Origin of the sequence: Streptomyces sp. NPDC049887 (genome assembly GCF_040656535.1) — a bacterium.
GTDB lineage: Bacteria > Actinomycetota > Actinomycetes > Streptomycetales > Streptomycetaceae > Streptomyces.
The window spans coordinates 1-24222 of record NZ_JBFAMM010000038.1; the positions used below are offsets into that span (position 1 = coordinate 1).

The window sequence follows — 24222 nt, forward strand, 5'->3', positions numbered from 1 at the left end:
GGGCGCTTCCCTTCGGTGTTTCCAGCCTAGCAGATCCGATTTCCGTTTCCGCCACCCGCTGGAGTGGGCTGCCGGGCCGTTCTTCCGCTTTCGCGAATTCCCTTTCCGGCGTCCAAAACCCTACCAGCCTTTTCCCGTCCCCCTGGCCACGCCCACCAGAACCCACACAGTGGTGTAGACCAGTTAGGATGTCGGCTCGACAGGTGCTGCCGAACTGCGACTCAGAGACGCGTCGTGGCCAGGCAGGGGTACGACGTTACATCTCACCGGCAGACGAGGCAAATCGTTTCCGGAGCCCTCCAGGGCCGCCAACTGGTAAGTCACAGACGGAACCTGGACTACCCATGACATACGCTCTGAACAGTACGCCGCCCGGTACAGGCAGTGGCGGCGGCACGTGAATCTCCACCCTGGGAGGCCCCCATGACAACCGTGACGTCGCCTCTGGCCGGGCGAGCCATCGGGCTCGCCGCAGTGCCCGACCCGGTGTTCTCCGGTGCGATGGTCGGTCCCGGTACCGCGATCGACCCGGTGCGGGAACCGTCCGAGGCGGTCTCCCCCGTGGACGGCATCGTTGTCTCCCTTCACCCGCACGCCTTCGTCGTCGTCGATTCCGAGGGGCACGGAGTGCTGACCCATCTCGGCATCGACACGGTGCAGCTCAACGGCGAGGGCTTCGAGCTCCTCATCAACAAGGGCGACACCGTGACCCGGGGCCAGGGCATCGTGCGCTGGAACCCGGTCGCCGTCGAAGAGGCCGGCAAGTCTCCGATCTGCCCCGTGGTTGCCCTCGAGGCCTCCGCCGACTCACTGGGCGGGCTCCGCCAGGACGGCGACGTCAAGACCGGCGACGAGCTGTTCAGCTGGCAGTGACCCCGCCCTGCTCGGAGGGCCGGTCGTACATCCACCGCGGCGGCTGGGACCGCCGCACTATCGGAGACGGGTGAAATGGAGACAACGCTGCAGGGCGTCGGTGTCAGCCACGGTGTGGCCGTCGGCGAGGTTCGGCACATGGGCACGGCGGTGCTGGAGCCGCCGGCCAAGCAGATACCGGTGGAGGACGCCGAGCGCGAACAGGGGCGCGCCCGGCACGCCGTGGACGCCGTGGCCGCCGATCTCGTCGCACGCGGCAACCTGGCCGGCGGCGAGGCGCAGCACGTGCTCGAGGCACAGGCCATGATGGCGCAGGACCCCGAGCTGATGGCGGACGTAGAGCGGCGGATCGCCGTCGGCAGCACGGCCGAGCGAGCCGTCTACGACGCCTTCGCCGCGTACCGTGCGCTGCTGGCCGGTGCCGGTGAGTACCTGGCCGGGCGGGTGGCCGACCTCGACGACGTTCGCAACCGCATCGTGGCGCGGCTGCTCGGGGTTCCGATGCCGGGCGTGCCGGACAGCGACGAGCCGTACGTCCTGATCGCCCGGGACCTCGCCCCCGCAGACACGGCGCTGCTCGACCCCGCGCTGGTACTCGGATTCGTCACCGAGGAGGGCGGCCCCACGAGCCACAGCGCGATCCTGGCGCGGGCGCTCGGAGTGCCGGCCGTGGTCGCGCTCCCGGGTGCATGCGAACTGGCCGAGGGCACGGTGGTCGCTGTGGACGGCAGCACGGGCGAGGTGTTCGTGACGCCGGGCGAGGAGCGGCGCGCGCGGCTGGCCGAGGCCGCGGCCGAGCGGAAGGCCGCGCTGGCGGCTTCCACCGGTCCGGGTGCGACGTCGGACGGCCACAAGGTGCCGCTGCTGGCGAACGTCGGCGGTCCCGGTGACGTCCCGGCCGCGCTGGCGGCCGGTGCGGAGGGCGTGGGACTGTTCCGCACCGAGTTCCTGTTCCTCGACGACAGCAGGCAGGCGCCGTCGGAGGCCAAGCAGGTCGAGGCGTACCGGCAGGTGCTGGAGGCGTTCCCCGAGGGACGGGTGGTCGTGCGGGTCCTGGACGCCGGCGCGGACAAGCCGCTGGACTTCCTGACTCCGGCCGACGAGCCGAATCCGGCACTGGGCGTCCGGGGGCTCCGGTCGCTGCTCGATCACCCTGAGGTGCTGCGGACGCAGCTGACCGCGCTGTCGAGGGCCGCCGAGGGACTGCCCGTGTACCTCGAGGTCATGGCGCCGATGGTGGCCGACCGCTCGGACGCCAAGGCGTTCGCGGACGCGTGCCGAGAGGCCGGACTCGACGCGAAGTGCGGCGCGATGGTCGAGATCCCGTCCGCGGCTCTGCGGTCGCGGTCGGTCCTGCAGGAGGTCGAGTTCCTCTCGCTGGGCACGAACGACCTGGCGCAGTACACCTTCGCCGCCGACCGTCAGGTGGGTGCGGTCTCCCGGCTGCAGGACCCCTGGCAGCCCGCGCTGCTGGACCTGGTGGCGCTGTCCGCCGAGGCGGCGAAGGCCGAGGGCAAGAGCTGTGGCGTGTGCGGTGAGGCGGCGTCGGATCCGCTGCTCGCGTGTGTGCTGACGGGTCTGGGTGTCACCTCGCTGTCGATGGGTGCGGCGTCGATCCCGTATGTCCGGGCGACGCTGGCGAAGTACACGCTCGCCCAGTGCGAGCGTGCCGCCGCTGCGGCACGCGCCGCGGACTCCGCCGACGAGGCGCGGCGGGCCGCGCAGGCGGTGCTGTCCGGGGAGTGACGGCCCGGGTGTGGAGGGGCTTCCCGCCGTGCGGCGGGGAGCCCCTCTTCCTTGAGCGGGGTTGCGCATGCGGAGGGCTCCCCCGTGCGTCCGTCCGCTACGGATGTGCGTCGCCGAGGCCGAAGCCCGCGCGGTACTCGACACCCGGTTCCGGGGAGAGGGGCTCTCCGGTGTCGGCGTCCGTGCAGTAGGCGCTGAAGACCTCGGCCTCGGTGAGCGCGACGAGCCGGCCACCGTGGAGACGCCAGCCGTGAAGCCGGTCGGGGGCCTCGGCCGTGGACGTCCTGAGGACGACTCCGCCGGGAGTGTCGAGGGCGATTCCGACCGCCAGGACCGTCGCGAACTCGGCGGCTTCGGAGGGGTCGAGCACGGCCGGGGCGTCGGCGGCGTGTGTGGCGTGGAGGACCGCCAGGAGTTGCCGCCCCTTCTCCGCCGGGACGCTGCAGACGAGGTGGTGCGTGCCGGGGCCAGCGCCGTCGAGCAGGTCGATCAGCAGCCGTGAGGCCCGGTCGAAGGCGGACCGGCCGGTGTCCTCCCCGCAGTCCGAGCAGGTGCCGAGGTCGGCGAGCAGGGAGGTGGCGTACTCCCATGTGGTCTGCCGGGCCGTGCGGTTGAGGAGCAGCGGTACGAGTTCGTCGAGCGGCTGTCCGGTGTACGCGACCGTCGCGCCGGTGGAGGCGACCTCCGCGGTGTACCGGCTGCGGCTGGCCGAGGAGTCGGGGTCGAGCCCGGTCTCCCTGCAGTAGTCCGCGAACTCCTCCGGGTCGAAGAGGGCGACGGTGGTGTGCCCGCCCTGGGCGGAGAGTGCTTTGAGCAGGCCCTCCGCGTGGCGCAGGTAGTCCGGATGGTCGTCGAAGGCGAACGTGGGGTAACGGCGCATGGCCGCGAAGTCCTGGTCGTCGACGAGGAGTCCGACGGTTGCGGGTACGTCGCGTCGCAGCGACCGGTGGCGGGCTCGGCGGGAGTCGCGGGCACGGGCGTGCGCGCCGGGGCGGACGCGCTGCCCGGAGCGGGTGTCCGAGTTGGTGCGGTCCTGGCCGTCGTGCCTGCGGTGTGCGCCCTCCGTGCCGTGGGCCGTGGTCCGGGCCGTTGCGTCGTGCTTGCGGTGCTGCATGGGTCCCCCTGGTCGAGTGAGCACTGTTGCCCAGTGCTCACTCACCGTAACCGTGGCCACTGACAACGCGGCGTCGTGGCCTCGTGGGCTTGGGGAGGTCCCGGTTCATTCCCGCTCGGCGCCGCGCTCGCGCGCCAGTTCCTCGTAGAAGCGCAGCAGCTCGAGGTCGTCCACCGAGCCGGGGTTCACCGCCTTCGTCAGGTCGGTTCCCTGCAGCAGGCGCTTGACCGGAACCTCGATGCGCTTGCCGGTGAGGGTGTGCGGGACGCCGGGGACCTCGATGATGTCGTCCGGGACGTGGCGCGGGGAGAGCTGTTCGCGGATGGTCCGCTTGATCCGGGAACGCAGGTCGTCGTCGAGGGCGGCGCCGGGGGCGAGGTGGACGAAGAGCGGCATCCAGTAACCGCCGTCCGGTTCCTCCAGGCCGATGACGAGGGATTCCCTGATCTCGGGGAGCCGTTCCACCGCTTCGTAGATGTCGGCGGAGCCCATGCGGACTCCCTGGCGGTTCAGAGTGGAGTCGGACCTGCCGTGGATGACGACGGAGCCGTGGTCGGTGATCGTGATCCAGTCGCCGTGCCGCCAGACGCCCGGGAACATCTCGAAGTAGCTCTCGCGGTAGCGGCTGCCGTCGGGGTCGTTCCAGAAGCGGATCGGCATGGACGGCATGGGGTTGGTGACGACGAGCTCGCCCACCTCACCGACGACGGGCTTGCCGTGCGGGTCCCAGGACTGCAGGTCGGTGCCGAGGCAGGCGGCCTGGAGCTCGCCGATGTGGACGGGCAGGGTCGGGACTGCGCCCGCGAAGCAGCTGCAGACGTCCGTGCCGCCGCTGACGGACGCGATCCACAGGTCCTCGCGGACCTCGTCGTGGAGCCAGCGGAAGCCGTCGGGCGGCAGCGGTGAGCCGGTGGTGGCGACGCACTGGACCGTTGAGAGGTCGTGGTCGCGCGAGGGGTGCACGCCCGCCTTGCGGCAGGCCATGACGTAGGCGGCGGAGGTACCGAAGAGGGTCGTCCCGGTGCGTTCGGCGATCGCCCACTGGGCGCCGGTGTCCGGGTGGCCGGGGCTGCCGTCGTACAGCACGACGGTGGTGCCGGTGAGCAGGCCGGAGACGAGGAAGTTCCACATCATCCAGCCGGTGGAGGTGTACCAGAAGAAGCGGTCTCCGGGACCGAGGTCGCAGTGCAGTCCGAGCTGCTTGAAGTGTTCCAGCAGGATGCCGCCCTGGGACTGGACGATCGCCTTGGGCAGCCCGGTGGTGCCGGAGGAGTAGAGGACCCACAGCGGGTGGTCGAAGGGGACCTGCTCGAAGACGGGCTCGGTGTCGTCCGCGGTGAGGGCGGACCATTCGAGCGCGCCTTCGGGGGCGGGGGTGCCGAGCAGGGGGATGTGGACGACGGCCCGCAGGGTGGGCAGTTCCCGGCGGAGTTCGGCGACGGTGTCGGCGCGGTCGTGTTCCTTGCCGCCGTAGCGGTACCCGTCGACGGTGAACAGGACCACCGGCTCGACCTGCTGGAAGCGGTCGAGGACGCTGCGGGCGCCGAAGTCGGGGGCGCAGGAGGTCCAGGTGGCTCCGACGGCGGCGGTGGCGAGGAGAGCGGTCACGGCCTGCGGAACGTTCGGCAGATAGCCGCTGACCCGGTCGCCGGGGCGGACGCCGAGAGCGCGGAGTCCGGCGGCGAGTGATCCGACTTGGCGGCGCAGTTCGGCCCAGCTGATATGGGTCGGCTCATGTGTTTCGTCCATATGGATAAGAGCCGGTTCATGGGCGCGAGCGGGGTCTTCGGCGGTGCGCAGGGCGTGTTCGGCGTAGTTGAGGGTGGCGCCGGGGAACCATCGGGCGCCGGGCATGCCGCGGTCGGCGAGGACGCACTCGCCGGGGGTGGAGAACCGCACGTCGAACCATTCGGCGACCGCCTGCCAGAAGATGTCGAGGCGGTCGACCGACCAGCGGTGCAGAGCCGGGTAGCCGCCTTCGGCGGGCGCCCCGTGGCGCTCGGCGGCCCATGCCTGGAAGCGGGTGATCCGGGCCGCCGCGATGCGGTCGGCGTCCGGCTGCCAGAGGGGGGCAGGGTTCGCTGCTGAGGTCATGGGGCGGCTCCCGGGCGGCTGTGCGGCTCTGTGCGTGGTGGGCACTCGGTCGGCACGTGGTCTACGTGTGTGTCCGGCGGGGCGTGGGTGTGCCTTCGCGCGGCTGACAGGGACGATGCCATGTGATCGTCTTCTGCACCAGGGTTCCCCACCCATGGCGGGGTGGCTGATTGTGTGCTCCGACCACGGGTGACGGGTTTCGGGCCGCGGTGGGCGGGGGCTCGCACCTCGGGTGAACGGCAGTTGAACGAACCCCGCCCCGGCCTGCGCGGATGACAGGGTGAGCAGCATGGACGGTCGTGATCTGGTGCGTGCGGTGCTGGCATTCGGGACGGTGCGCGGGCTGCGCGCGACGCGTTCGGCGTGGCGCCGGAGGCGTACGGACGCACAGGGGCTGCCGCCGCGGGGTGCGGAGCGGGCGCGGGTGCCGGGACCGGTGACCGGGGCGGAGCCCTCGCCGGGCGGCGGGATCGTCCGGTTCGCGCGTTCGGAGCTGCGGGTGCGGGTGGCTGCCTCGGGCGTCGTCTTCTGGGGCTGGGACGGTGCGGAGCCCGAACCGTCGTACGCGCTGGACGGAACGCCTCCGCGGCCCGACCCCCGGGCCGAGCTGGAGCCGGACAAGGACGGCGGCTGGCGGATCGTCTCGCAGCGGGTCACGGTGGCGGTCTCCCGGCAGGGCGGGGTCGAGATCCGGACACCGGGCGGGGTGGTCCTGCGCAGGGAGCTGCCGCCGCGCTGGTGGGAACCGGCCGGCGGCGGGCCGGGCCGCTGGCTCCAGCGCAGTGAAGTGGCCGCGGACGCACGGTTCTTCGGCCTCGGCGGCCGTGCGTCGGGGCCGCGGCTGAGGGACGGCACGTACCGGCTGTGGAACACCGATCCGCGCGGGAGCTTCGGACCGGACGACGACCCGCTGTACATCACGATGCCCGTGCAGCTGGTGGTCGCGGACGCGGGCACGCATCTGGCGTTCCTCGACAACTCCTGGGAGGGGCAGGTCACCCTGCGCGAGGGTGAGGAGGGCGCGGGGTCGGGGCACGACCGTCCGGGCACCAGCGAGGTCCGGATGGGCGGCGGGCCGCTGCGCTGCTGGGTCGTCGTCGGCACACCCGCCCGGGTGCTGCGGAAGTGGACGGGGCTCACGGGCGCGCCCGCGCCGCCGCCGCCGTGGGCTCTGGGTCCGCAGCACGCGCGCTGGGGGTTCGGCAGCGAGCGCGAGGTGCGCCGGGTGGTGGCGGGCTACCGGGATCGGGGCCTGCCGCTGTCGGCGTTGCACCTGGACATCGATCACTACGACGGCCACCGGGTCTTCACCGTGGACACGGAGCGTTTCCCCGACCTTCCGCGGCTGGCGAAGGACCTCCGGGCCGACGGGGTACGGCTCGTGTCGATCGTCGACCCGGCGGTGAAGGCGGAGCCCGGCAACGAGGTGTACGACGCGGGCGCGGCGGCCGGCGCGTTCGTCCGGGACGGGCGTGGCCGTGAGGTGCGCGGGGAGGTGTGGCCCGGCGAGTGCGTGTACCCGGACTTCACCGATCCGGAGGTCCGCGCGTGGTGGGGCGGTCTGTACGAGGAGCGGCTGGCGCAGGGCTTCTCGGGGGTGTGGCACGACATGAACGAGCCGGTGTCGTTCACGCCCTTCGGCGACATGACCCTGCCGCGCTCGGCCCGGCACCGGCTGGAGGGCCGGGGCGGGGACCACCGTGAGGCCCACAACGTGTACGGCCTGGCGATGGCGCGGGCGGGCCACGAGGCACTGCGGAGGCTGCGTCCGCAGGAGCGGCCGTTCCTGTTCTCGCGCTCGGGCTGGGTGGGCATGCAGCGGTACGGCGGGACCTGGTCCGGTGACGTGGCGACCGGCTGGCCGGGGCTGAGGGCGTCGCTGTCGCTGGTGATGGGCCTCGGTCTGTGCGGGGTGCCCTACTCGGGTCCGGACGTGGGCGGCTTCGACGGGAGCCCGTCGCCCGAGCTGTTCCTGCGCTGGTTCCAGTTGGGGTCGTTCCTGCCGCTGTTCCGTACGCACGCGGCGATCGGGGCTGGGCGCAGGGAGCCGTGGGAGTTCGGCCCGCGGGTCCTCGGGCACGCCAGGGCCGCGCTGCTGGAACGGGAACGCCTGCGCCCGTACTTCGTGACCCTGGCGCAGCTGGCCCGGCTGACCGGGGCGCCGTACGTGCGGCCGCTGTGGTGGAACGCGCCGACCGACCGGGCGCTGCGCGACTGCGAGGACGCCTTCCTGCTGGGCGACGCGCTGCTGGTGGCGCCGGTACTGGAGCCGGGGGCGGACCGGCGTGCGGTGCGGCTGCCGCGGGGGCGCTGGTACGACACGGTGACCGGTGAGGCGTTCGAGGGTCCGGGCCAGGTCCTGCTGGAAGCACCGCTGTCGCGGATCCCGGTGCTGGCCCGGGCGGGTTCGGTGGTTCCGGTGCGCGGCGAGGACGGCGGGACGGAGCTGGAGGTGTGGGCGCCGGCCGCGGGCCGCACCGGCAGCGGTCTGGTCGTCGAGGACCGCGCCGCCCCTGGCGCCCGGCCGGCGGTGGAGCGCTATGCGTCACGGCTGGTGGACGGCGGGGTGGTCGTGGAGCGGGTGTCGGACGCCGGTGCCGCGCGGCCGGGGCGTCCGCTGCGGGTGCGCGGCGGGACGGAGGCGCGGCCGCCCCGCGGCTCTCAGCCGTAGCGGCCGGCGAACCAGTTGCGCACCGCCGTGCTGTGCAGCGGGAAGGCGAGTTCGGCGGGTTCGTGCAGGACGTGCCAGCCCTCCGTCTCGTCGGTCGGCACCGATGCCGGGAGTGTGTCCGCCGGGCGCTGCGGGAGCAGGCCGAAGATCAGGAGGTGTCCCCCGGGCGAGCTGAGGGCGTCGGCGAGCCGGACGTCCTGATGCGCGGCGTCGATACCGGTCTCCTCCTTCAGCTCGCGGACGACTGCGTGCCTCCAGTCCTCGGCGTGGTCGATGAACCCGCCGGGGAGTGCGATCCGGCCACGCTGGGGCTCGATGGTGCGGGTGATGACGACGAGTCCGGTGGGGTGCGGGCCGGTGACGGGGAGGAGGGCGACGGCCACGGGCAGGGGGTTGCGGTAGGCGATGTCACCGCATGCGGCGCAGGTCCTGGGCCAGCCCGCGGGGCCGCTGCGGGGGGCACCGCAGCTGGAGCAGTGCGAGTCCCGCACGGGCGTCCGGGGCGCGGGCGCGGGGGGCGTCTTGGCGGTGCCGGTTTCGGGCGTGGGTTCGCGGGGCTCGGTCACACGCGGACTGTACGCGACGCCGGACCCCGCGGTCCTCACGAGCGGGTCAGGGACCGCTGCGGCACCGGGAAGTCGAAGTAGGTGCCGGGGAACGGTTCGGGTCGATGGGTGAAGTGCCACCACTCCTCGGGCAGGTTGACGAAACCGACGCCGGCGAGGGTGTCGTCGGGGCCACGGAGCGGCGGGCGACGAACTTCCCGGGGGCCTCAGGTTCGGGGGCGGCAGCAGACGGCGACCGCGGCGGCAAGGGCGGTCAGCATCCGGCGGGCCGTCGCGGGTCCTCTCGTGCGCATCATGCGCACCGTCTATCAGCAACGGGTGGCCGGAACCACCCCCGTGGATTCCGGCCACCCGTTCACTGGTACCGGACGCCGAACGGGCCTGCGCGGTTCTGGTGTTCGGCGGATCGGTTCACGGATCTGTCGGCCTCTTCCGGCAGTGGTGTTCCGCGCGGGGTCGTGTCCGCGTCCCGGGCGTGGCACACTGTCACTGTTCTGACGGATCGTCAGTTCCGTGAGGGCCGTGCGGACGACCGGGGAGGGGCCTTGACGCGTGTGCGCAGACCGGTGGTGGCGCGTTGGTTCACCGAGGGCGGCGACGACCGGGAGTTCCGGCTGCTCGGCACCCGCTGCGGCGCCTGCTCCGCCGTCTTCTTCCCCCGCGAGGACTCGTTCTGCCGCAACCCCGCGTGCGCGGGCGGCGATCTGGCCGAGGTGCCGTTGTCGAAGCGGGGACGCGTGTGGTCGTACACGGTCGGCCGGTACCGTCCGCCGGCGCCCTACGTCTCCGATCCGGCGGACGCATGGGAGCCGTACACCCTCGTCGCCGTGGAACTCGCGGCCGAGCGAATGGTGGTGCTCGGCCAGGCGGTTCCGGGGGTCACGGCCGCGGATCTGGGCGTCGGCACGGAGGTCGAGGTGGTGGCGGGGGTCCTCTCCGAGGACGCCGACACGACGTGGACGACCTGGTACTGGCGCCCGGTGGAGGAGGCTCGGTGAACGACGTCGCGGTACTCGGCGCGGGCATGCACCCGTGGGGCAAGTGGGGCCGCAGTTTCGTCGAGTACGGCACGGCCGCCGCCCGGGCCGCGCTCGCCGACGCCGGGATCGGCTGGCAGGACGTCCGGTCGGTCGTCGGCGCCGACACGGTCCGCGGCGGCTACCCCGGTCATGTCGCGGGCGCGACCTTCGCCCGGGCCCTGGGCTGGCAGGGCGCACGCGTCACGAGCGTGTACGCGGCCTGCGCGTCAGGAGCCCAGGCCATCGACTCCGCGCGGGCCCAGATCCTGGCGGGTCTGGCCGAGGTGGTCCTGGTCGTGGGCGCCGACTCCGCGCCCAAGGGGTTCTTCGCCCCCGCCGGCGGCGACCGGCCCGACGACCCGGACTGGCTGCGCTTCCGGCTGCTGGGCGCCACGAACCCGGCGTACTTCGCCCTGTACGCGCGCCGGCGCATGGCCCTCCACGGCGACACCCTGGACGACTTCGCCCAGGTCAAGGTCAAGAACGCGGCGGCCGGTGCGCTCAACCCGTACGCCCGCTACCGAAAGGCCGTGAGCGCCGGGCAGGTCGCCTCCTCCGCCGTCGTCGCGGATCCCCTGCGGCTCCTCGACATCTGCGCCACGTCCGACGGCGGCGCCGCGCTGGTGCTGTCCAGCATGGAGTACGCCCGCGGGCACGGCGCCGGGAACCCGGTCCGCATCCGCGCGGTCTCGACGGTGACACCCACCTATCCCCGGACCGTGCTCGACCTCCCGGACATCGCGACGGACTCGGCGGCAGCCGTCGAGCCACCGTCGACGGGATTCCGGGAGTCGATCGCCCGTGCCGCCTACGAGGAAGCCGCGCTCGGACCGGAGGACCTGTCGCTGGCCGAGGTGTACGACCTCTCCACCGCGCTGGAGTTGGAGTGGTACGAGGACCTGGGGCTGTGCGGGACCGGTGAGGGAGCGGGGCTGCTGCGCGAGGGCGCGACCGCCCTGGGCGGCCGGATCCCGGTCAACGCGAGCGGTGGCCTGGCCTCCTTCGGGGAGGCCGTCCCCGCGCAGGCCATCGCCCAGGTGTGCGAACTGACCTGGCAGCTCCGCGGAACCGCGGGCGAACGCCAGGTGGCCGGGGCCCGCGCCGGTATCACCGCCAACCAGGGGCTGTTCGGTCACGGCTCGGCGGTCGTCGCCGTCCGCTGAGCAACCCCGTTCACCAAAGGGCCCGTTCGCGTGCGCAAGGCCGAAGTCACTGCCGGGAGCAGGTGTGGATCAGGTGTCGAGCAGGCGACCTTGACGGGGCGGTGACCCCCGGGAAAACTGCCTCTTCGTCGGCGCCGCTGCCCGCGGCAGTACGGCGTTCCGGCATGCTCACCACGCTCGTCACGGAGACCGCGCACGGCACGGCCCGCACTCCGCCCTGCCTCCGCGCTCCGTAGCCATGGGAACCACACCCAGCCTGGAGCCGCCATGAGCAACGCAGACATCTTCCTCGGCGAGGTCATCGGCACGGCGATACTGATCCTCTTCGGCGCCGGCGTCTGTGCGGCGGTGACCCTCAACCACTCCAAGGCCAGGGCGTCCGGCTGGATCGTCATCGCCTTCGGCTGGGGCTTCGGCGTACTGGCGGGTGCGTACACGGCGGCTCCGCTGTCCGGCGGCCACCTCAACCCGGCCGTGACCGTGGGCATCGCCGTCGACACCGGCGAGTGGGGCAAGGTGCCGCTGTACGTCCTGTCCCAGCTGGTCGGGGCGCTCCTCGGGGCCGTGCTGGCCTGGCTCGCCTACCACGCCCAGTTCCGGGCGAACGCCGACCCCGCGAACGCCCGGCCCACGCTGGGGATCTTCTCGACCGCCCCGGAGATCCGCAGTCCGGCCGCCAACCTGGTCACCGAGACCATCGCCACCGTCGGGCTGGTGCTGCCGATCCTGGCCTTCGGGCGGAACGCCGGCATCGGCATCGGCCAGGTCCCGGGCGAGGCCGCGGGGATCTACGGCTCCGGGATCTCGGTCCTGCTGGTGTCGCTGCTCGTCGTCGGCATCGGGCTGTCGCTCGGCGGCCCGACCGGATACGCCATCAACCCCGCCCGTGACCTGGGCCCCCGGCTGGCGCACTCGGTGCTGCCGATCCCCAACAAGGGGACGTCCGACTGGGGTTACGCCTGGGTGCCGGTGGTCGGGCCCCTCATCGGCGGACTTCTCTCGGGCCTGATCTTCGACATCGTCTTCTGATCCGCCGCACGGCGTGCTCCGGGAGCGCCGACCGGACAGCACCCTTCCCACCGCAGCCTCAGGGCAGCGCCATCCGACAAGAGGACGTCATGACGGACACCTCCCAGAAATACGTCGCCGCCATCGACCAGGGCACCACGTCCAGCCGCTGCATCATCTTCGACCGGAACGGCGCGATCGTCGCCGTCGACCAGCGGGAGCACCGTCAGATCTTCCCCAGGCCGGGCTGGGTCGAGCACGACGCCACCGAGATCTGGTCCAAGGTGCAGGCGGTCGTCGCCGGAGCGCTCGCCCGGGCGGGACTGCGCGCGGGGCAGCTCAGCGCCCTCGGCATCACCAACCAGCGCGAGACCACGGTGCTCTGGGACCGGTCGACGGGCAGGCCCGTGCACAACGCCGTCGTCTGGCAGGACACCCGCACCTCGGCGCTCTGCACCGAACTCGGCGGCGCGGACGGGCAGGACCGTTTCCGCGACACCACCGGTCTGCCGCTGGCGAGCTACTTCTCGGGCCCGAAGGCGGCCTGGCTGCTGGACCGGGTGCCGGGACTGCGCGGGCGCGCGGAGCGGGGCGAGATCGCCTTCGGCACCATCGACTCATGGCTGATCTGGAACCTGACCGGCGGGACGGACGGCGGCGTCCACGTCACGGACGTCACCAACGCCTCGCGCACCATGCTGATGAATCTGGAGACCCTCCGGTGGGACGCCTCGGTCCTCTCCGCGATGAACATCCCGGAGGCGGTCCTGCCCGAGATCCGTTCCTCGGCGGAAGTCTACGGGACCGCCGTCGGCCAGTTGGACGGAGTGCCGGTCGCCTCCGCGCTCGGGGACCAGCAGGCCGCCGTCTTCGGACAGGCCTGCTACGACACGGGAACGGCGAAGAACACCTACGGGACCGGCAGTTTCCTGCTGCTCAACACGGGCGGCCGGCCGGTGCCCTCCAAGAACGGGCTCATCACGACTCTCGGCTACAAGATCGGAGACGCCGACCCCGTCTACTGCCTCGAGGGCTCCATCGCGATCACGGGCGCCCTGGTCCAGTGGTTCCGCGACCAGCTGGGGATAATCCGCTCCGCGGACGAGATCGAGACCCTGGCCGCGAGCGTCGAGGACAACGGAGGGGCGTACATCGTGCCGGCCTTCTCCGGGCTGTACGCGCCCTACTGGCGCTCCGACGCCCGGGGAGTGATGACCGGACTCACCCGGTACGTGACCAAGGCGCATCTGGCCCGGGCCGTGCTCGAGGCGACGAGCTGGCAGACGCGTGAGGTGGTCGACGCGATGTACCAGGACTCGGGAGTGCCGATCACCGCGCTGAAGGTGGACGGCGGCATGACCGCGAACGGACTGCTGATGCAGCACCAGGCCGATGTGCTGGGGGTGCCGGTGATCCGGCCGAAGGTGTCCGAGACGACGTGCCTGGGCGCCGCGTACGCGGCGGGCCTCGCCACTGGGGTCTGGGGCGGGCTGGACGAGCTGAAGGCGCACTGGCGGCGCGACGTCGAGTGGTCGCCGCGGATGCCGGCGGACGTACGGGATCGCGAGTACGACAACTGGCGCCGGGCCGTGGAGCGGAGCTTCGGCTGGCAGAAGGAGGACGGCGCGTAGCCGCCCGCCACCCGTGGACCACGGCCCGTACCCCTGTCGGTGGGGGTACGGGCCGTGTCGTTGCCACGTCGCGTCGTCGTCGCCCCGGTGTGTGCGTCAGGTCGCCGCGGGCTCCCGCTCGCGGGTGGACCGCACCAGGGCGTGCTCCACGACCGCCACCAGCACCGACTTCACCGACTCCCGCTCCCGGGCGTCGCAGGTGATCAGCGGTACCTCGGGGTCGAGGTCGAGAGCGGCCCGCACGGTCTCCTCCGGGTACTGGTCGGCGCCCTCGAAGCAGTTGACCCCCACGGTGAACGGGATGCCGCGCCGCTCGAAGTAGTCGATCGCCGCGAAGGAGTCCTCCAGGCGGCGGGTGTCGGCGAGCACGACCGCGCCGAGAGCGCCCTGGGCCAGCTCGTCCCAGAGGAACCAGAACCGGTCCTGACCGGGGGTGCCGAAGAGGTAGAGGACGAGGTCCTCCCGGAGCGTGATCCGGCCGAAGTCCATCGCCACGGTCGTCGTGCTCTTGGACTCCACCCCGTCGAGGTCGTCCACGGGCCGGCCGGCCTCGCTCAGGGTCTCCTCGGTACGGAGCGGCTTGATCTCGCTGACCGCCCCCACGAGGGTGGTCTTGCCGACCCCGAAGCCACCGGCCACAAGAATCTTCAGTGTCACCGGCTCCACCGGCGTCTCCCGTCGGCTAGAGCGCCCGAAGACCATTGATCACCTCGCGGAGAATGCTGACGTCCGGCAGCTCGGCCGGCGGAACGGGACGGGTCACGTGGACCAGGGCGCCGTCGACGAGATCGCCCACGAGGACCCGGATCACCCCGACGGGGAGGTCCAGGCCCGCGGCGAGCTCGGCGATCGACTGCGGGGTGGTGCAGCAGCGTTCGACGATCTCCACGTGCTCCGGGGAGAGCGTCTGGTCCCGGCCGGGGTCCTGGGCGGCCGGTTCCGGCACGACGAGCGCGATCAGGTCGAGCCGGTGCTCCGCGGTACTCGTGGTCCGGCCGCGGGTCATCGCGTACGGACGGACCACCGGACCCGCGTCGTCGTCGTACCAGCGGGGGGCGTGCCGGACCTGCTGTCTGCCGTCAGTCATCGCCGGTCCACTCACCCTCCGGCGGAGAGCCCGGTCCGGGGTGCCGTCGCGAGGTGGGCTCCGACGCGCTTCACCATCAACGTCATCTCGTAGGCGACGAGGCCGACGTCGGAGTCGGCGTCGGACAGGACGGCGAGACAGCTGCCGTCCCCGGCGGCGGTGACGAAGAGGAAGGCGTCCTCGAGCTCGACGACGGTCTGGCGCACCCGGCCCGCGTCGAAGTGGCGGCCCACGCCCTTGGCGAGGCTGTGGAACCCGGAGGCCACGGCCGCGAGATGCTCGCCGTCCTCACGGGTGAGGTCCTTCGAGGAGCCGGTGGCGAGACCGTCGCCGGAGAGGACGAGGGCCTTGCGAATGGAACCGACCCGCCCGACCAGTTCGTCGAGGAGCCAGTTGAGCTCGCCGTTCTTGGTCGTGTCGGTTGCTGCGGCGTTCGGTGCGGTCATCGACCGTCCCCCTCCGGTGTCGTTCCTGGTGCTGTCTCGCCGGGGCCGGTGGCATCCTCGGCGTTCTGGCGACGTCCGCGCTGCCAGCCGCGTTGCAGCGAGGCCATGCGGTCGCGTACTTGTTCCGCGTCGCGTTCGAAGTCCTGGGCGTCCTCCGCCTCGGTGGGCGTGGCACGGGCGCCGGAGGTCTCGCGCAACTGCGGCGCGAGGCTGGCCTGGCGCACCCGGCGGGGCAGCCCGCCGGCCGTCGGTCCCGAGGAGCCGCGCGCCGGGCGGGCGGCGCCGCTCCCCGGACCGTCCACCCGCGCGGCACCGCCGGAACGCTCGGTGCCGCCGGTGCCGCGAGACGACCTGCCCCGCAGTGGCAGCGGCACCGGAGCGGAGGGCGGACGGCCCGACGCCGGGCTGGCGGAGTCGGAGTCCCGGCGCGCGCCGGGGGTCTCCGGCTCGTCCCTGCCGGGTCCGGGCAGTGGGTGCGGGCGTCCCCGCTCGGCGATCCGGCGGCCGTTGTCGGCGACCAGGGTCGGCGGCTTGCGGCGAGGAAGGGGGACGGGGCTCCGGGACGCCCGGCGCGGGCCCTTCCCCGGGCGCTCCGGCGCCTGGTCGGAGGCCTGCTGGTGCTGCTCGTCGGGGGTGCGCAGGAAGTCCCGGGCCCGGAACAGTCCGCCGCGCTCGCTCTCGGCGTCCTCGATGTCCGCCGCGGGGTCGGGCACGGTGTTGATCGGCTCGGCCGTGTCGATGCGGTTCGTCCGGGCGCCAGGGGTCTGCCGGTCGTCGAAGCCCAGACTTCCGACAGGCGCCTCGAGTTCCACGGGGCCGTCGAGGACGGCGGGACCCGTGAGCCCCGCGGGGACCTGGGCGAGGGCCGCGAGACGGCCGGCCTCGGAGCGGCGGGCGGAACCGTCGCGCCCGCCCGGGGAGTTCTTGCGGTCGAGGCGGAAGCCGGTGCCCTCGGTGTCGGGGGCGTCGGTGAGCAGCGCCGCCGGGACGAAGACGACCGCGGTGGTCCCTCCGTACGGCGACTGCTGCAGGGAGACGCGCACGTTCTGCCGCTGGGCGAGCCGGCTGACGACGAACAGGCCGAGCCGGTCGGTGTCGGAGAGCTCGAACTCGGGCGTCTCCGCCAGCCGGAGGTTGGCGTCGAGCAATGCCTCGGGGGTCATCCCGAGGCCCCGGTCGTGGATCTCCAGGGTGAAGCCGTTGGCGACGCGCTCGCCGTGCACCTGCACACCGGTGTGCGGGGGCGAGAACACCGTGGCGTTCTCCAGCAGCTCGGCGATGAGGTGGGTGAGGTCGGAGACGGCGGGTCCTGCCACGCCGACGCGGGCCAGCCTGCGGACCTCGATCCGCTCGTAGTCCTCGACCTCGGCGACGGCTGCCCGCACGACGTCCATGAGCTGGATCGGCTTGCGCCACTGACGGGAGGGGGACGCGCCGGAGAGGATCACCAGGCCCTCCGCGTGCCGGCGCATACGGGTGGTGAGATGGTCCAGCCGGAACAGGTCCGCCAGCTCCTCCGCGTCCTCGGTGCGGCGCTCCATCGTGTCGAGAAGGGTGAGCTGGCGGTGGAGGAGGACCTGGTTGCGGCGGGCGAGGTTCACGAAGACCTCCGAGACACCGCGGCGCATGTCGGCCTGCTTGACGGCGGCCTCGACGGCTGCCCGCTGGAGGGTGTTGAGCGCCTGGCCGACCTGGCCGATCTCGTCCTTGCCGTACTCGAGGTGGGGCGCCTCGGTCTCCACGTCGACGTTCTCGCCCGCGGCGAGCCGGCGCATCACGCTGGGGAGGCGGACGCCGGACACTTCGTGGGCCTCCTTGCGCAGCCGGGACAGCGCACGCGCGAGGTCGCGGCCGATGCGCACGGAGACGACGAGGGACACCAGGAGGGCGAGGAAGCCGAGGACGCCGGCGATCCCGGCCTTGACGAGCACGCCGTAGGCGGCCGGCTCCACGCGGTCCCGGTAGCGGTCGCCCGCTTCGCTGGACTGGCGGGCCAGGTCGTCCAGCACGGGGCCGGCGAGCTGCTGCCACCGCTCGGCGTCCACGACGCGAGGCTGGTCGGTGGGGCCGGCGGCGAGCAGTCTCTCCTCGGTCTCGCGCAGGGGCTGGGTGTCGGGACTGCCCCAGTAACGCTGGACGATCTCACGCTCGGAGGCCGGCAGGACCTCGAGGTTGATCTCGTACAGCAGCTTGCGGTTGGCGGCGAGATCGGTGACGGCGCGGATCTCCGCGGCCGTGATCTTGCCGGCGACCAGCGACGAGGTCACGAGCGCGTCCTCGCGGGCGAGCAGTTCGCGTGCGCGCACGATGCCGACGAGGGCACGGCCCTGCTTCTCCAGTTCGACGCTCTGAAGGCCGTTGAGGGAGGTGAGGAAGCCGTAGCAGGGGTCCACGAGGCGGTTGTAGAACTCCATGGCCTGGGCGCGGGTGATGGCGCTCTGTTCGACGCTCCGCCGCAGGGAGCCCAGGCCGTCGAGTGCGTCGACGAGCCGGTCGAGGCGCCGGGAGGCGTCCGGACTCAGGGAGTCCCTGACTCCGGAGTCCCGTGCGCCGGCACGGATCTCGGCCACGGCCCTGTCCGTCTGCGACCGCTGTCCGCGCAGGGCGGTCAGGGAGTCGGCGGCGCGGGGGTCCGCGAGGTGGACGAGGGTCTGGCGGCGTTCCTCCTGGATGACTCGGACCGTGTCCTCGAGGGGCAGGCCGACCTTCTCGAAGATGTACCCGGCATCCAGCAGTTGCTTCGCCTCACGGCCGGTCAGTGCGGTCGCGAACCCCCACAGCCCGGTCAGGGAGACGAGCGGCACAAGCAGCAACGCCACGATCTTCCGGCGGATGGACTTCCCGCGAAAGCGCATGGCCTCCCCCAGCTCGACCCGCGCGGACGGCGCGGGTGGTGATGTCCGCTTGGCGTGTGGTGCCGGTGTCTGTCGTGAGTGGTGCCGAGTTGTGCCAGGAGTTGCTCTTCCTGCGCCAACAAACGGCGCGAGCCTACTACTGACGGAGTGACAACTCGAAGGCTCGTCCGGACGTTTTTCGGCCGGGCGTCGAGTCGTTGATCAGGGGTTGTCCTGGTATTCGCGGACTTGCCACTCGGCACTGTGGCCGATGACACCTGGCCGGACGTCATAAACCCTTCATGGACGTATGGCCGGATATCTTTGCTCCAGCGGGAATCTTCCGTGGCTTACGTGCGTCTTTGTGTACGGGGAACAGGAGTTGCGGGGGAATCGGCCCACGGGCCGACCGACGGACCGCGCCGGAGCGTGCACGAACCGGGAGCGGGTAGCCAACCCTGCAGTCGGACATTCGTGGGGAGTGAGCGCAGACCATGGCGACGGCGGATGAGACGGTGGTACCGCGGCGGCTCTGGGTCGAGGAGCCGGTGGGACGACGGCGGCTGCCCGACCCGGTGCGCACGGCGGCCGTGCGGGCCGTGATCGTGACGGCAGTGACGATGACGCAGGCGTTGATGGCCTTCTTCTTCTCGGTGACGGGGTCGTGGCTGGCCTTCCCCACGGTCCTGAGCAGTGTGGCGAGCACGGTCGGTGCGACCTGGGCGGTGCTGGACGTGTGGGTGACGCGCCAGGTGTGGAACCAGCGGCACGGCGTGGTGTCGGTGCCGAGCAGCACGGCGCGGGAACTGCGGCGTGAGCGGCGGAAGGCACGACGGATCGTCCGCACGGAGGCGCGGGAGTCCGCGCGGATACGGCGAAGGGGTGCGGGCAGGCTGTCCCAGGCCTGAGGGCTTCAGGGGTCCGGCGGATTCCCGGTCCGGGTGTACCCGGACCGGGAGCCTCGGCAGCACGGCCCCCGCTGGTCCGTCCGGCTCCTCGGGGCCGGTGCGGGCTACGCCTCCTCGCGACGAACGGGAGGTTCGGGCGAGACGGCCCCCGGCCGGGAGTCGGTGCCGGCGCCGTCAGGATCGGCTGCCTGCCTCGCTGACCCCGGCGCGGCACCCGGCGGGGGCGCGGTCCCCGTCTCTTTCGGCATCCCACCGTGGCTCTCGGTCGGCGCGGGCGACGGCTCGTCCGCGGCCCTCTTGAACATCCGGGTCGCGGTGATCTCCCCGTGCACGGTCTCGCCCTCGGTGCGCTGCTGCGGCAGGCCAGGGCGCAGATGTTCCTCGACGCTGATGTACTTGAGACCCGCCCGTAGGTCCGCATCGTTGCGCAGCCTGATGACCAGCGGGAACTCCGCGAGGGCGGTGGTGTCGAACAGGCCGGTGGTGTACAGCAGCTGGACGCCGAGGGCGTTCGACACCGCACGCTGCAGCTCCAGCAGATAGGTGGCGTTGGCCCGCCCGATGGGGTTGTCCAGGAACAGCGTGCCCGCGTGCCGGTGCTTGTCCCGCCCCCGGTCGTTGCTGCGGAGCGCGGCCATGGTGCAGTACAGCGCGATCGCCGCGGTGAGCAACTGGCCGCCGGAGAAGACATCGCCCATCTGCCCGACCGGTACCCGCTCGGCGCGCAGCACCGCGTCCGGCTTGAGGATCTCGACGACGACGCCCTTCGGCTCGAGAGCCGCCTGGACGCCGCGGAGCAGCAGGGACATGCCGTCGCGCCGCAGATCGGAGTTCTTCCTCACCGCAGCGCGGGTGGCCTCGTCGATGACCTCGCCGAGCCGCTCGGTGAGGGTCGCCTGGTCGGGCTCCTCGAAGCGGATGCGCAGGAACTCCTGGCCCGACCACTCCCCCAGTCCCTCGGGCAGCCGCGAGAGCCGCTGGGCCGATCGGAGCGTGGTGAGGGCCGACTCCACCAGTCCGCGGAGCCGGTCCACGATGGAGTCGCGGTTGCGCTCCAACTGCGCCAGCTCGTCGGTGAGTACGCGCAGCCGTGGTGCGAACGCCTCGGCCCAGCGCGCCGCGTGCTCAGGCAGGGAGGACGCGGGCAGTTCGCGGATCTGCAGACGGGCCGGTGTGCGCACCGCCTCGTAGCGGGTGGAGTTGGCATGGCGCACGAGCACGTCGCTCGCCTCGCGCACCGCCGACTCGGCGGCGGACAGATCGGCAGCACAGCCGCGCAGGGAGCGGCGGGCCTCGGCCGCCGAGTGCCTGGCCTCTTCGAGTCCGCCCGCGTACGGCTCGGGCAGCTCCCGGTCCTCCTCGGTGTGGTCCCTGAGCAGATCGCGCAGGAGGGCCGCCGTCTCGTCGAAGCCGCTCGCCGCGTCCTCGGCCGTGCGGTGCGCACGCAGCAGCTCGGCGTGCCTGGCCCGGGCTGTGTCCAGCGCCTCCGTGCGGGCGGCCAGCTCCCCGGTGGCCGTCCGCAGCAGTGCCTGGGCGTGCTGGGCGTCCGACGGCTCCATCTCCTCGGGAAGCCCGGTGTGCGCGTCACCCTCGGCGGGCGCGAGGCGCTCGGCCTCACCACGCAGCCGCCCGAGTTTCTCGCTGGCCTCGGAGGCGCGGGTCTCCAGCATCTGCACATGCGACTCGGCTCGGGCCGCGGCGGCCTGGCGGGAGGGGCCGTCGGCCCCGTCCGTGCCCTCCAGCAGCTGGGCGGCGCGCGTGCGGACCTTGTTGGTGAGCCGGTCGAGTTCGGCGAGCGCGGCGCTCTCGTCACTCTCGGCGTGGGCCTGTTCGGCACGGAGGTCGGCACCTACGCCGACCTTCTCGTACAGCTGGGACGCGGCGCGGTACGCCTCCCGCAGGGCGGGCAGCGACGGACGGGGCGTGTCGTGCGGCTCGTCCGGGCCGGGCAACTGCTCGGGCGCGCCCGCGATCTCCGCGCGCTCGGCGCGGAGGGCGCGTGCGGTGCGCCGGGCGTCGTCCGCAGCGCGCTGGGCTGCCCGGCGGTCCTGGTCGGCGGCTCTCGCCCGTTCGAGGCAGGAGCCGGCGCGGGCCTCGGCCTCGGCCGCCTCGTCGGCGAGTTCACGCAGCTTCGCCTGCCAGCCGGCGCGCTCGCGCAGGCGGAAGGCGAGACCGGCGAGCGCGTCCGCGGCACGGCGGGCCCGCTGGGCGGCGTCCTGCCGTTCGTCGCGCACCCGGGCGGTGTCGGCGGCGGCCTCCTCGGCCTCGGCCCGGGCGGTGCGGGCCTCGGCGAGCACCTCCTCGGCGGCCTCGGCCGCCTCCCGGGCGGTACGCGCGGCCCCGGCGAGTTCGGCGAGAACGCCGGGCGGGCAGTCGGCGCGCCAGGAGCCGATACGGGCGGCGAGGGCGCGGTCGCCCGCCAGCCGCGCCGCGAGGGTCCTGATCTCCTCGTCCCGCTCCGCGGCACGGGCCCGGAGTGCCTGCCGCTCCTCGTCCGCGGCGTGCTCGTCGTGCATGGCCGGGTTCGGCGGCACGAGGAACACGTCCGTGTCCGTTCCGGCGGCCGACCCCGGTACGGGGGCGAGCAGGGCCGCCGCGGTTCCGACGGCGACTGCGGAGCGCGGCAGCAGCGCCGCGCCGGTCAGCACCTCGCGGGCGCGGGAGAAGGACACCGGGTCGGTGATCACGACACCGTCGACCAGCTCGGGCCGCGCCGCGAGCACGGCGGCGTGGTCGGCCGGGGCGACGGCCTGGGCGAGGTAGCGCCAGCCGGGCAGTGCGGGGATGCCGTGCTCACCGAGGAACTCGACGGTCGCCAGGACGTCGGGCCCGGGAGGCAGCAGCCCGCCGTCACCGAGCGCCCCGAGGATGCGGGAGTCGTCCGCGGCAGCGGTCCTCAGGTCGAACAGCTGGCGCTCGGCGGCCGCGACGCCCTGGTCGAGCAGCTCTCGCAGTTCGTCGGCGCAACGGTCGAACTCCTCGGCGGTGAGGGGGCCTTCGATGCCGTGTTCGCGCCGGACGCTCTCGGATCGGTCGGCGGCCGCGGTCCCGGCCGGAGTGGTCGCGGGGCGGCCGCCCTCCGAACCGGTCGCCTGTGCCGGGAACGCCGCCCGCGGGTCCGTCGGGGCGGGACCTGACGGCTCGGTGGACGGCTCGCGCCGGGGTCCGGGGACCTCCGCCGACCCGGCTGTCCCCGGCAGACCGAGCAGATCGACGAGGCGCTCGGACCCGGCGAGGGAGGCGGCGGCGAGCCGCTCGGCCTCGTAGGCGTGGGCGGCCGCCTCGGCGGCGTCCGCGGCGCGGGCCGCGGTCAGTTCGGCCCGGGTCTCGGCGGCCGCCGTCTCACGGGCGCGTTCCGCGGCCGCGCGAGCTGCATCGCGGGCCGCGTCCCAGGCGGCGACCGCGGACCGCTCCGCGTCGCTGGCCGCGAGGGCGGCCCTCGCCGGATCGGCGTCGGGCGCGGTGTCGTCGAGCCAGCCGGCGCGGACGGCCTCCGCGGTCTCCTGCTCGACCTCGGCGAGGCGCTGGCGCAGATGGCCCGCCTCGCTGCGGGCCCGCTGGGCGTCGGTGGCGGCGGCGGTGGCGTCGCGGTGGGCGGCTTCGCCGGCTTCCTGGAGCCCGGCGGAGCGCTCCTCCTCCTCGTTGGCCAGGCGCTCGCCGTCCTCGGCGGCGGAGTGAAGGGCGCGTACGAGATCGGCGGCGGCCTTCGCGCGGGCCGCGAGCGCGGGCGCGGCGTCCCGCTCGGCCTCGCGGATGGCGGCGGCCACCCGTGCGGAACGGTCGGCGGCGGCCCGGTGGCGGAGCACCGCCTCGGCGGCCTGCCAGGCGGCGTGGAGGGTGCGTGCGTCGGTCAGCTCGCGGCGCTGGGCGGCGGCGGACTTCTCCGCCGCGGTGAGGGCCAGCGACGCGTGCCGGTAGGCCAGTTCGGCCGCTACGAGAGAGCTGCGGCTGCGGGACCGCTCCGCCTCGGTGACGGCGTGCGCGGCGGCGGTGACCTGCTGGGCGAGCTCGGCGGTACGGGCGCGCTCCTCGCCGGCCCTGGCGGAGAGCCGCTGCGCGAGAGAACGGGTGCGGCGCTCGGCCCCGAGGTGGATGTCGCGGGCCCTGGCCCGGGTGTCGGCGGCCTCCACGATGCGGCCGAGGAGGTCGACGGAGCCCGCGGTGAAGTCGCGCTCGGCGATGAGCTCGGCGCGGCGGCCCAGCTTGCTGCCGAAGCCGCTGACGAGGTCGGCGAGCCCGTCCGTGTCACGGGTGTCGGTGACGGCGCGCAGCAGCAGGTCCGTGAAGTCGGAGTCCTTCTTGACCGCGAAAAGGCCGGCGGCCTCTCCCTCGTCCGCGTTCATCTCCCGCTGGTAGCGGAAGAGTTCGGGATCGAGGCCGAGGTCTCCGAGGTGCTCGTTCCAGCGGTCGTGGATCTCCTCCCAGTACACCTCGAGGTGCGGATACGCCTTCCCCGCCTCGGTGACGGCGTCGCGGAAGCCCTTCATGGTGCGGCGGCGGCCACGCGCGCCCGAGGCGCCCTCGACGGGCGGGCGGACGGCGGTGGACTCGGCGACGGGCAGCGAGTCCAGGCTGAGACCGGGACCGGGCCGGAAGGAGTACCAGGCCTCGGCGAACTTGCGGGGGTCGTTGGAGACCTGGCGGCCGCGCCATTCGCTGGCCTTGCCGACGACGACCAGTTCGCCGGTGAGGGTGTGCTGCCACTCCAGGGCGACATGGCCGCAGTCGTCGGCGAGCAGGAACTTGCGCAGCACTCCGGAGCTGGCTCCGCCGAGGGTGTTGCGGTGACCGGGCAGCATCACCGAGAAGATCAGCTTGAGGAGGACGGACTTGCCGCCGCCGTTCTCCAGGAAGAGCACGCCCGCGGGGGCGGGCCGGCGGGGCGGCCCGACCGGCTCCTCCTCGAAGAACTCGGCCTGGGTCGGGGCCGGGTTGGGCACGGGCGCGCCGACTCCGCGCAGGTCCAGCACGGTGTCGGCGTAGCGCGCACCGGCGGGCCCGATGGAGTAGAGGCGTACCCGGGACAGCTCGTACATGGCGGCGGACTCTCGTCGTTCTCAGG

General features: G+C 73.1%; 16 protein-coding genes and 1 pseudogene. 8 read left to right on the forward strand and 9 right to left on the reverse strand.

From position 1 onward, the window contains the following. Positions 1-423: 423 nt before the first annotated feature. Positions 424-873, forward strand: coding sequence for a PTS glucose transporter subunit IIA (locus AB0J10_RS30830; protein ID WP_363066246.1), 450 nt, complete (start codon positions 424-426; stop codon positions 871-873). A 75-nt stretch (positions 874-948) separates the two neighbouring features. Continuing rightward, positions 949-2619, forward strand: a complete 1671-nt coding sequence (gene ptsP / locus AB0J10_RS30835) for a phosphoenolpyruvate--protein phosphotransferase (RefSeq protein WP_363066248.1) — start codon at positions 949-951, stop codon at positions 2617-2619. 97 nt (positions 2620-2716) lie between these two features. Here the strand turns inward: ptsP and AB0J10_RS30840 are convergent, their stop codons facing one another. Further along, the gene (locus tag AB0J10_RS30840) at positions 2717-3733 is read right to left on the reverse strand and encodes a hypothetical protein (RefSeq protein ID WP_363066250.1); all 1017 of its coding nucleotides are present in this window, start codon (positions 3731-3733) and stop codon (positions 2717-2719) included. 105 nt (positions 3734-3838) lie between these two features. Then, a complete protein-coding gene (locus tag AB0J10_RS30845; RefSeq protein ID WP_363066252.1) occupies positions 3839-5827 on the reverse strand; it encodes an acetoacetate--CoA ligase in 1989 nt (662 codons plus the stop codon). A gap of 289 nt (positions 5828-6116) precedes the next feature. Between AB0J10_RS30845 and AB0J10_RS30850 the strand changes: the two genes are divergently transcribed. Further along, positions 6117-8498: a TIM-barrel domain-containing protein gene (locus AB0J10_RS30850; protein WP_363066254.1), complete on the forward strand. Its 2382-nt coding sequence runs from the start codon at positions 6117-6119 to the stop codon at positions 8496-8498. Here the strand turns inward: AB0J10_RS30850 and AB0J10_RS30855 are convergent. Both AB0J10_RS30855 and AB0J10_RS30860 read right to left on the reverse strand, forming a co-directional pair. Then, positions 8489-9064 (reverse strand): NUDIX domain-containing protein, encoded by a 576-nt coding sequence (locus AB0J10_RS30855; RefSeq protein ID WP_363066256.1) that lies wholly within the window; start codon positions 9062-9064, stop codon positions 8489-8491. The genes AB0J10_RS30850 and AB0J10_RS30855 overlap by 10 nt on opposite strands. A gap of 35 nt (positions 9065-9099) precedes the next feature. Continuing rightward, a pseudogene (locus AB0J10_RS30860) lies at positions 9100-9225 on the reverse strand (D-alanyl-D-alanine dipeptidase); the annotation flags it as partial. A gap of 405 nt (positions 9226-9630) precedes the next feature. Here AB0J10_RS30860 and AB0J10_RS30865 point away from each other — a divergent pair. The 4 genes from AB0J10_RS30865 (at position 9631) to glpK (ending at position 13885) form a co-directional block, all read left to right on the forward strand. Then, complete coding sequence (locus AB0J10_RS30865) at positions 9631-10062, forward strand: zinc ribbon domain-containing protein (protein ID WP_363066306.1); 432 nt, start codon at positions 9631-9633, stop codon at positions 10060-10062. Beyond that, positions 10059-11246, forward strand: a complete 1188-nt coding sequence (locus AB0J10_RS30870; RefSeq protein ID WP_363066308.1) for a lipid-transfer protein — start codon at positions 10059-10061, stop codon at positions 11244-11246. The genes AB0J10_RS30865 and AB0J10_RS30870 overlap by 4 nt, the downstream gene beginning before the upstream one ends. A gap of 267 nt (positions 11247-11513) precedes the next feature. Beyond that, positions 11514-12275 carry an MIP/aquaporin family protein gene (locus tag AB0J10_RS30875; protein ID WP_363066258.1) on the forward strand — a complete coding sequence of 254 codons (762 nt, stop codon included), beginning with the start codon at positions 11514-11516 and terminating at the stop codon, positions 12273-12275. Positions 12276-12364: 89 nt separating this feature from the next. Next, the gene (glpK, locus tag AB0J10_RS30880; RefSeq protein WP_363066260.1) at positions 12365-13885 is read left to right on the forward strand and encodes a glycerol kinase GlpK; all 1521 of its coding nucleotides are present in this window, start codon (positions 12365-12367) and stop codon (positions 13883-13885) included. 96 nt (positions 13886-13981) lie between these two features. Here the strand turns inward: glpK and AB0J10_RS30885 are convergent, their stop codons facing one another. From AB0J10_RS30885 to AB0J10_RS30900, 4 genes are read right to left on the reverse strand one after another with little or no spacing between them, the layout of a single operon-like run. Beyond that, positions 13982-14587: an ATP/GTP-binding protein gene (locus AB0J10_RS30885; RefSeq protein WP_363066262.1), complete on the reverse strand. Its 606-nt coding sequence runs from the start codon at positions 14585-14587 to the stop codon at positions 13982-13984. Then, the gene (locus AB0J10_RS30890) at positions 14568-14972 is read right to left on the reverse strand and encodes a DUF742 domain-containing protein (protein WP_363066264.1); all 405 of its coding nucleotides are present in this window, start codon (positions 14970-14972) and stop codon (positions 14568-14570) included. Before AB0J10_RS30890 ends, AB0J10_RS30885 begins: the two co-directional genes overlap by 20 nt. A gap of 11 nt (positions 14973-14983) precedes the next feature. Beyond that, complete coding sequence (locus tag AB0J10_RS30895; RefSeq protein WP_363066266.1) at positions 14984-15418, reverse strand: roadblock/LC7 domain-containing protein; 435 nt, start codon at positions 15416-15418, stop codon at positions 14984-14986. After that, a complete protein-coding gene (locus tag AB0J10_RS30900; protein WP_363066268.1) occupies positions 15415-18273 on the reverse strand; it encodes a nitrate- and nitrite sensing domain-containing protein in 2859 nt (952 codons plus the stop codon). The genes AB0J10_RS30895 and AB0J10_RS30900 overlap by 4 nt, the downstream gene beginning before the upstream one ends. A 473-nt stretch (positions 18274-18746) precedes the next feature. Between AB0J10_RS30900 and AB0J10_RS30905 the strand changes: the two genes are divergently transcribed. Further along, entirely contained in the window at positions 18747-19160 is a 414-nt protein-coding gene (locus AB0J10_RS30905; protein WP_363066270.1) for a hypothetical protein, read from the forward strand. Positions 19161-19264: 104 nt separating this feature from the next. On the opposite strand, the gene AB0J10_RS30910 is transcribed toward AB0J10_RS30905, so the two are convergent. After that, positions 19265-24196, reverse strand: a complete 4932-nt coding sequence (locus tag AB0J10_RS30910) for a hypothetical protein (protein ID WP_363066272.1) — start codon at positions 24194-24196, stop codon at positions 19265-19267. Between the last annotated feature and the right edge of the window lie 26 nt (positions 24197-24222).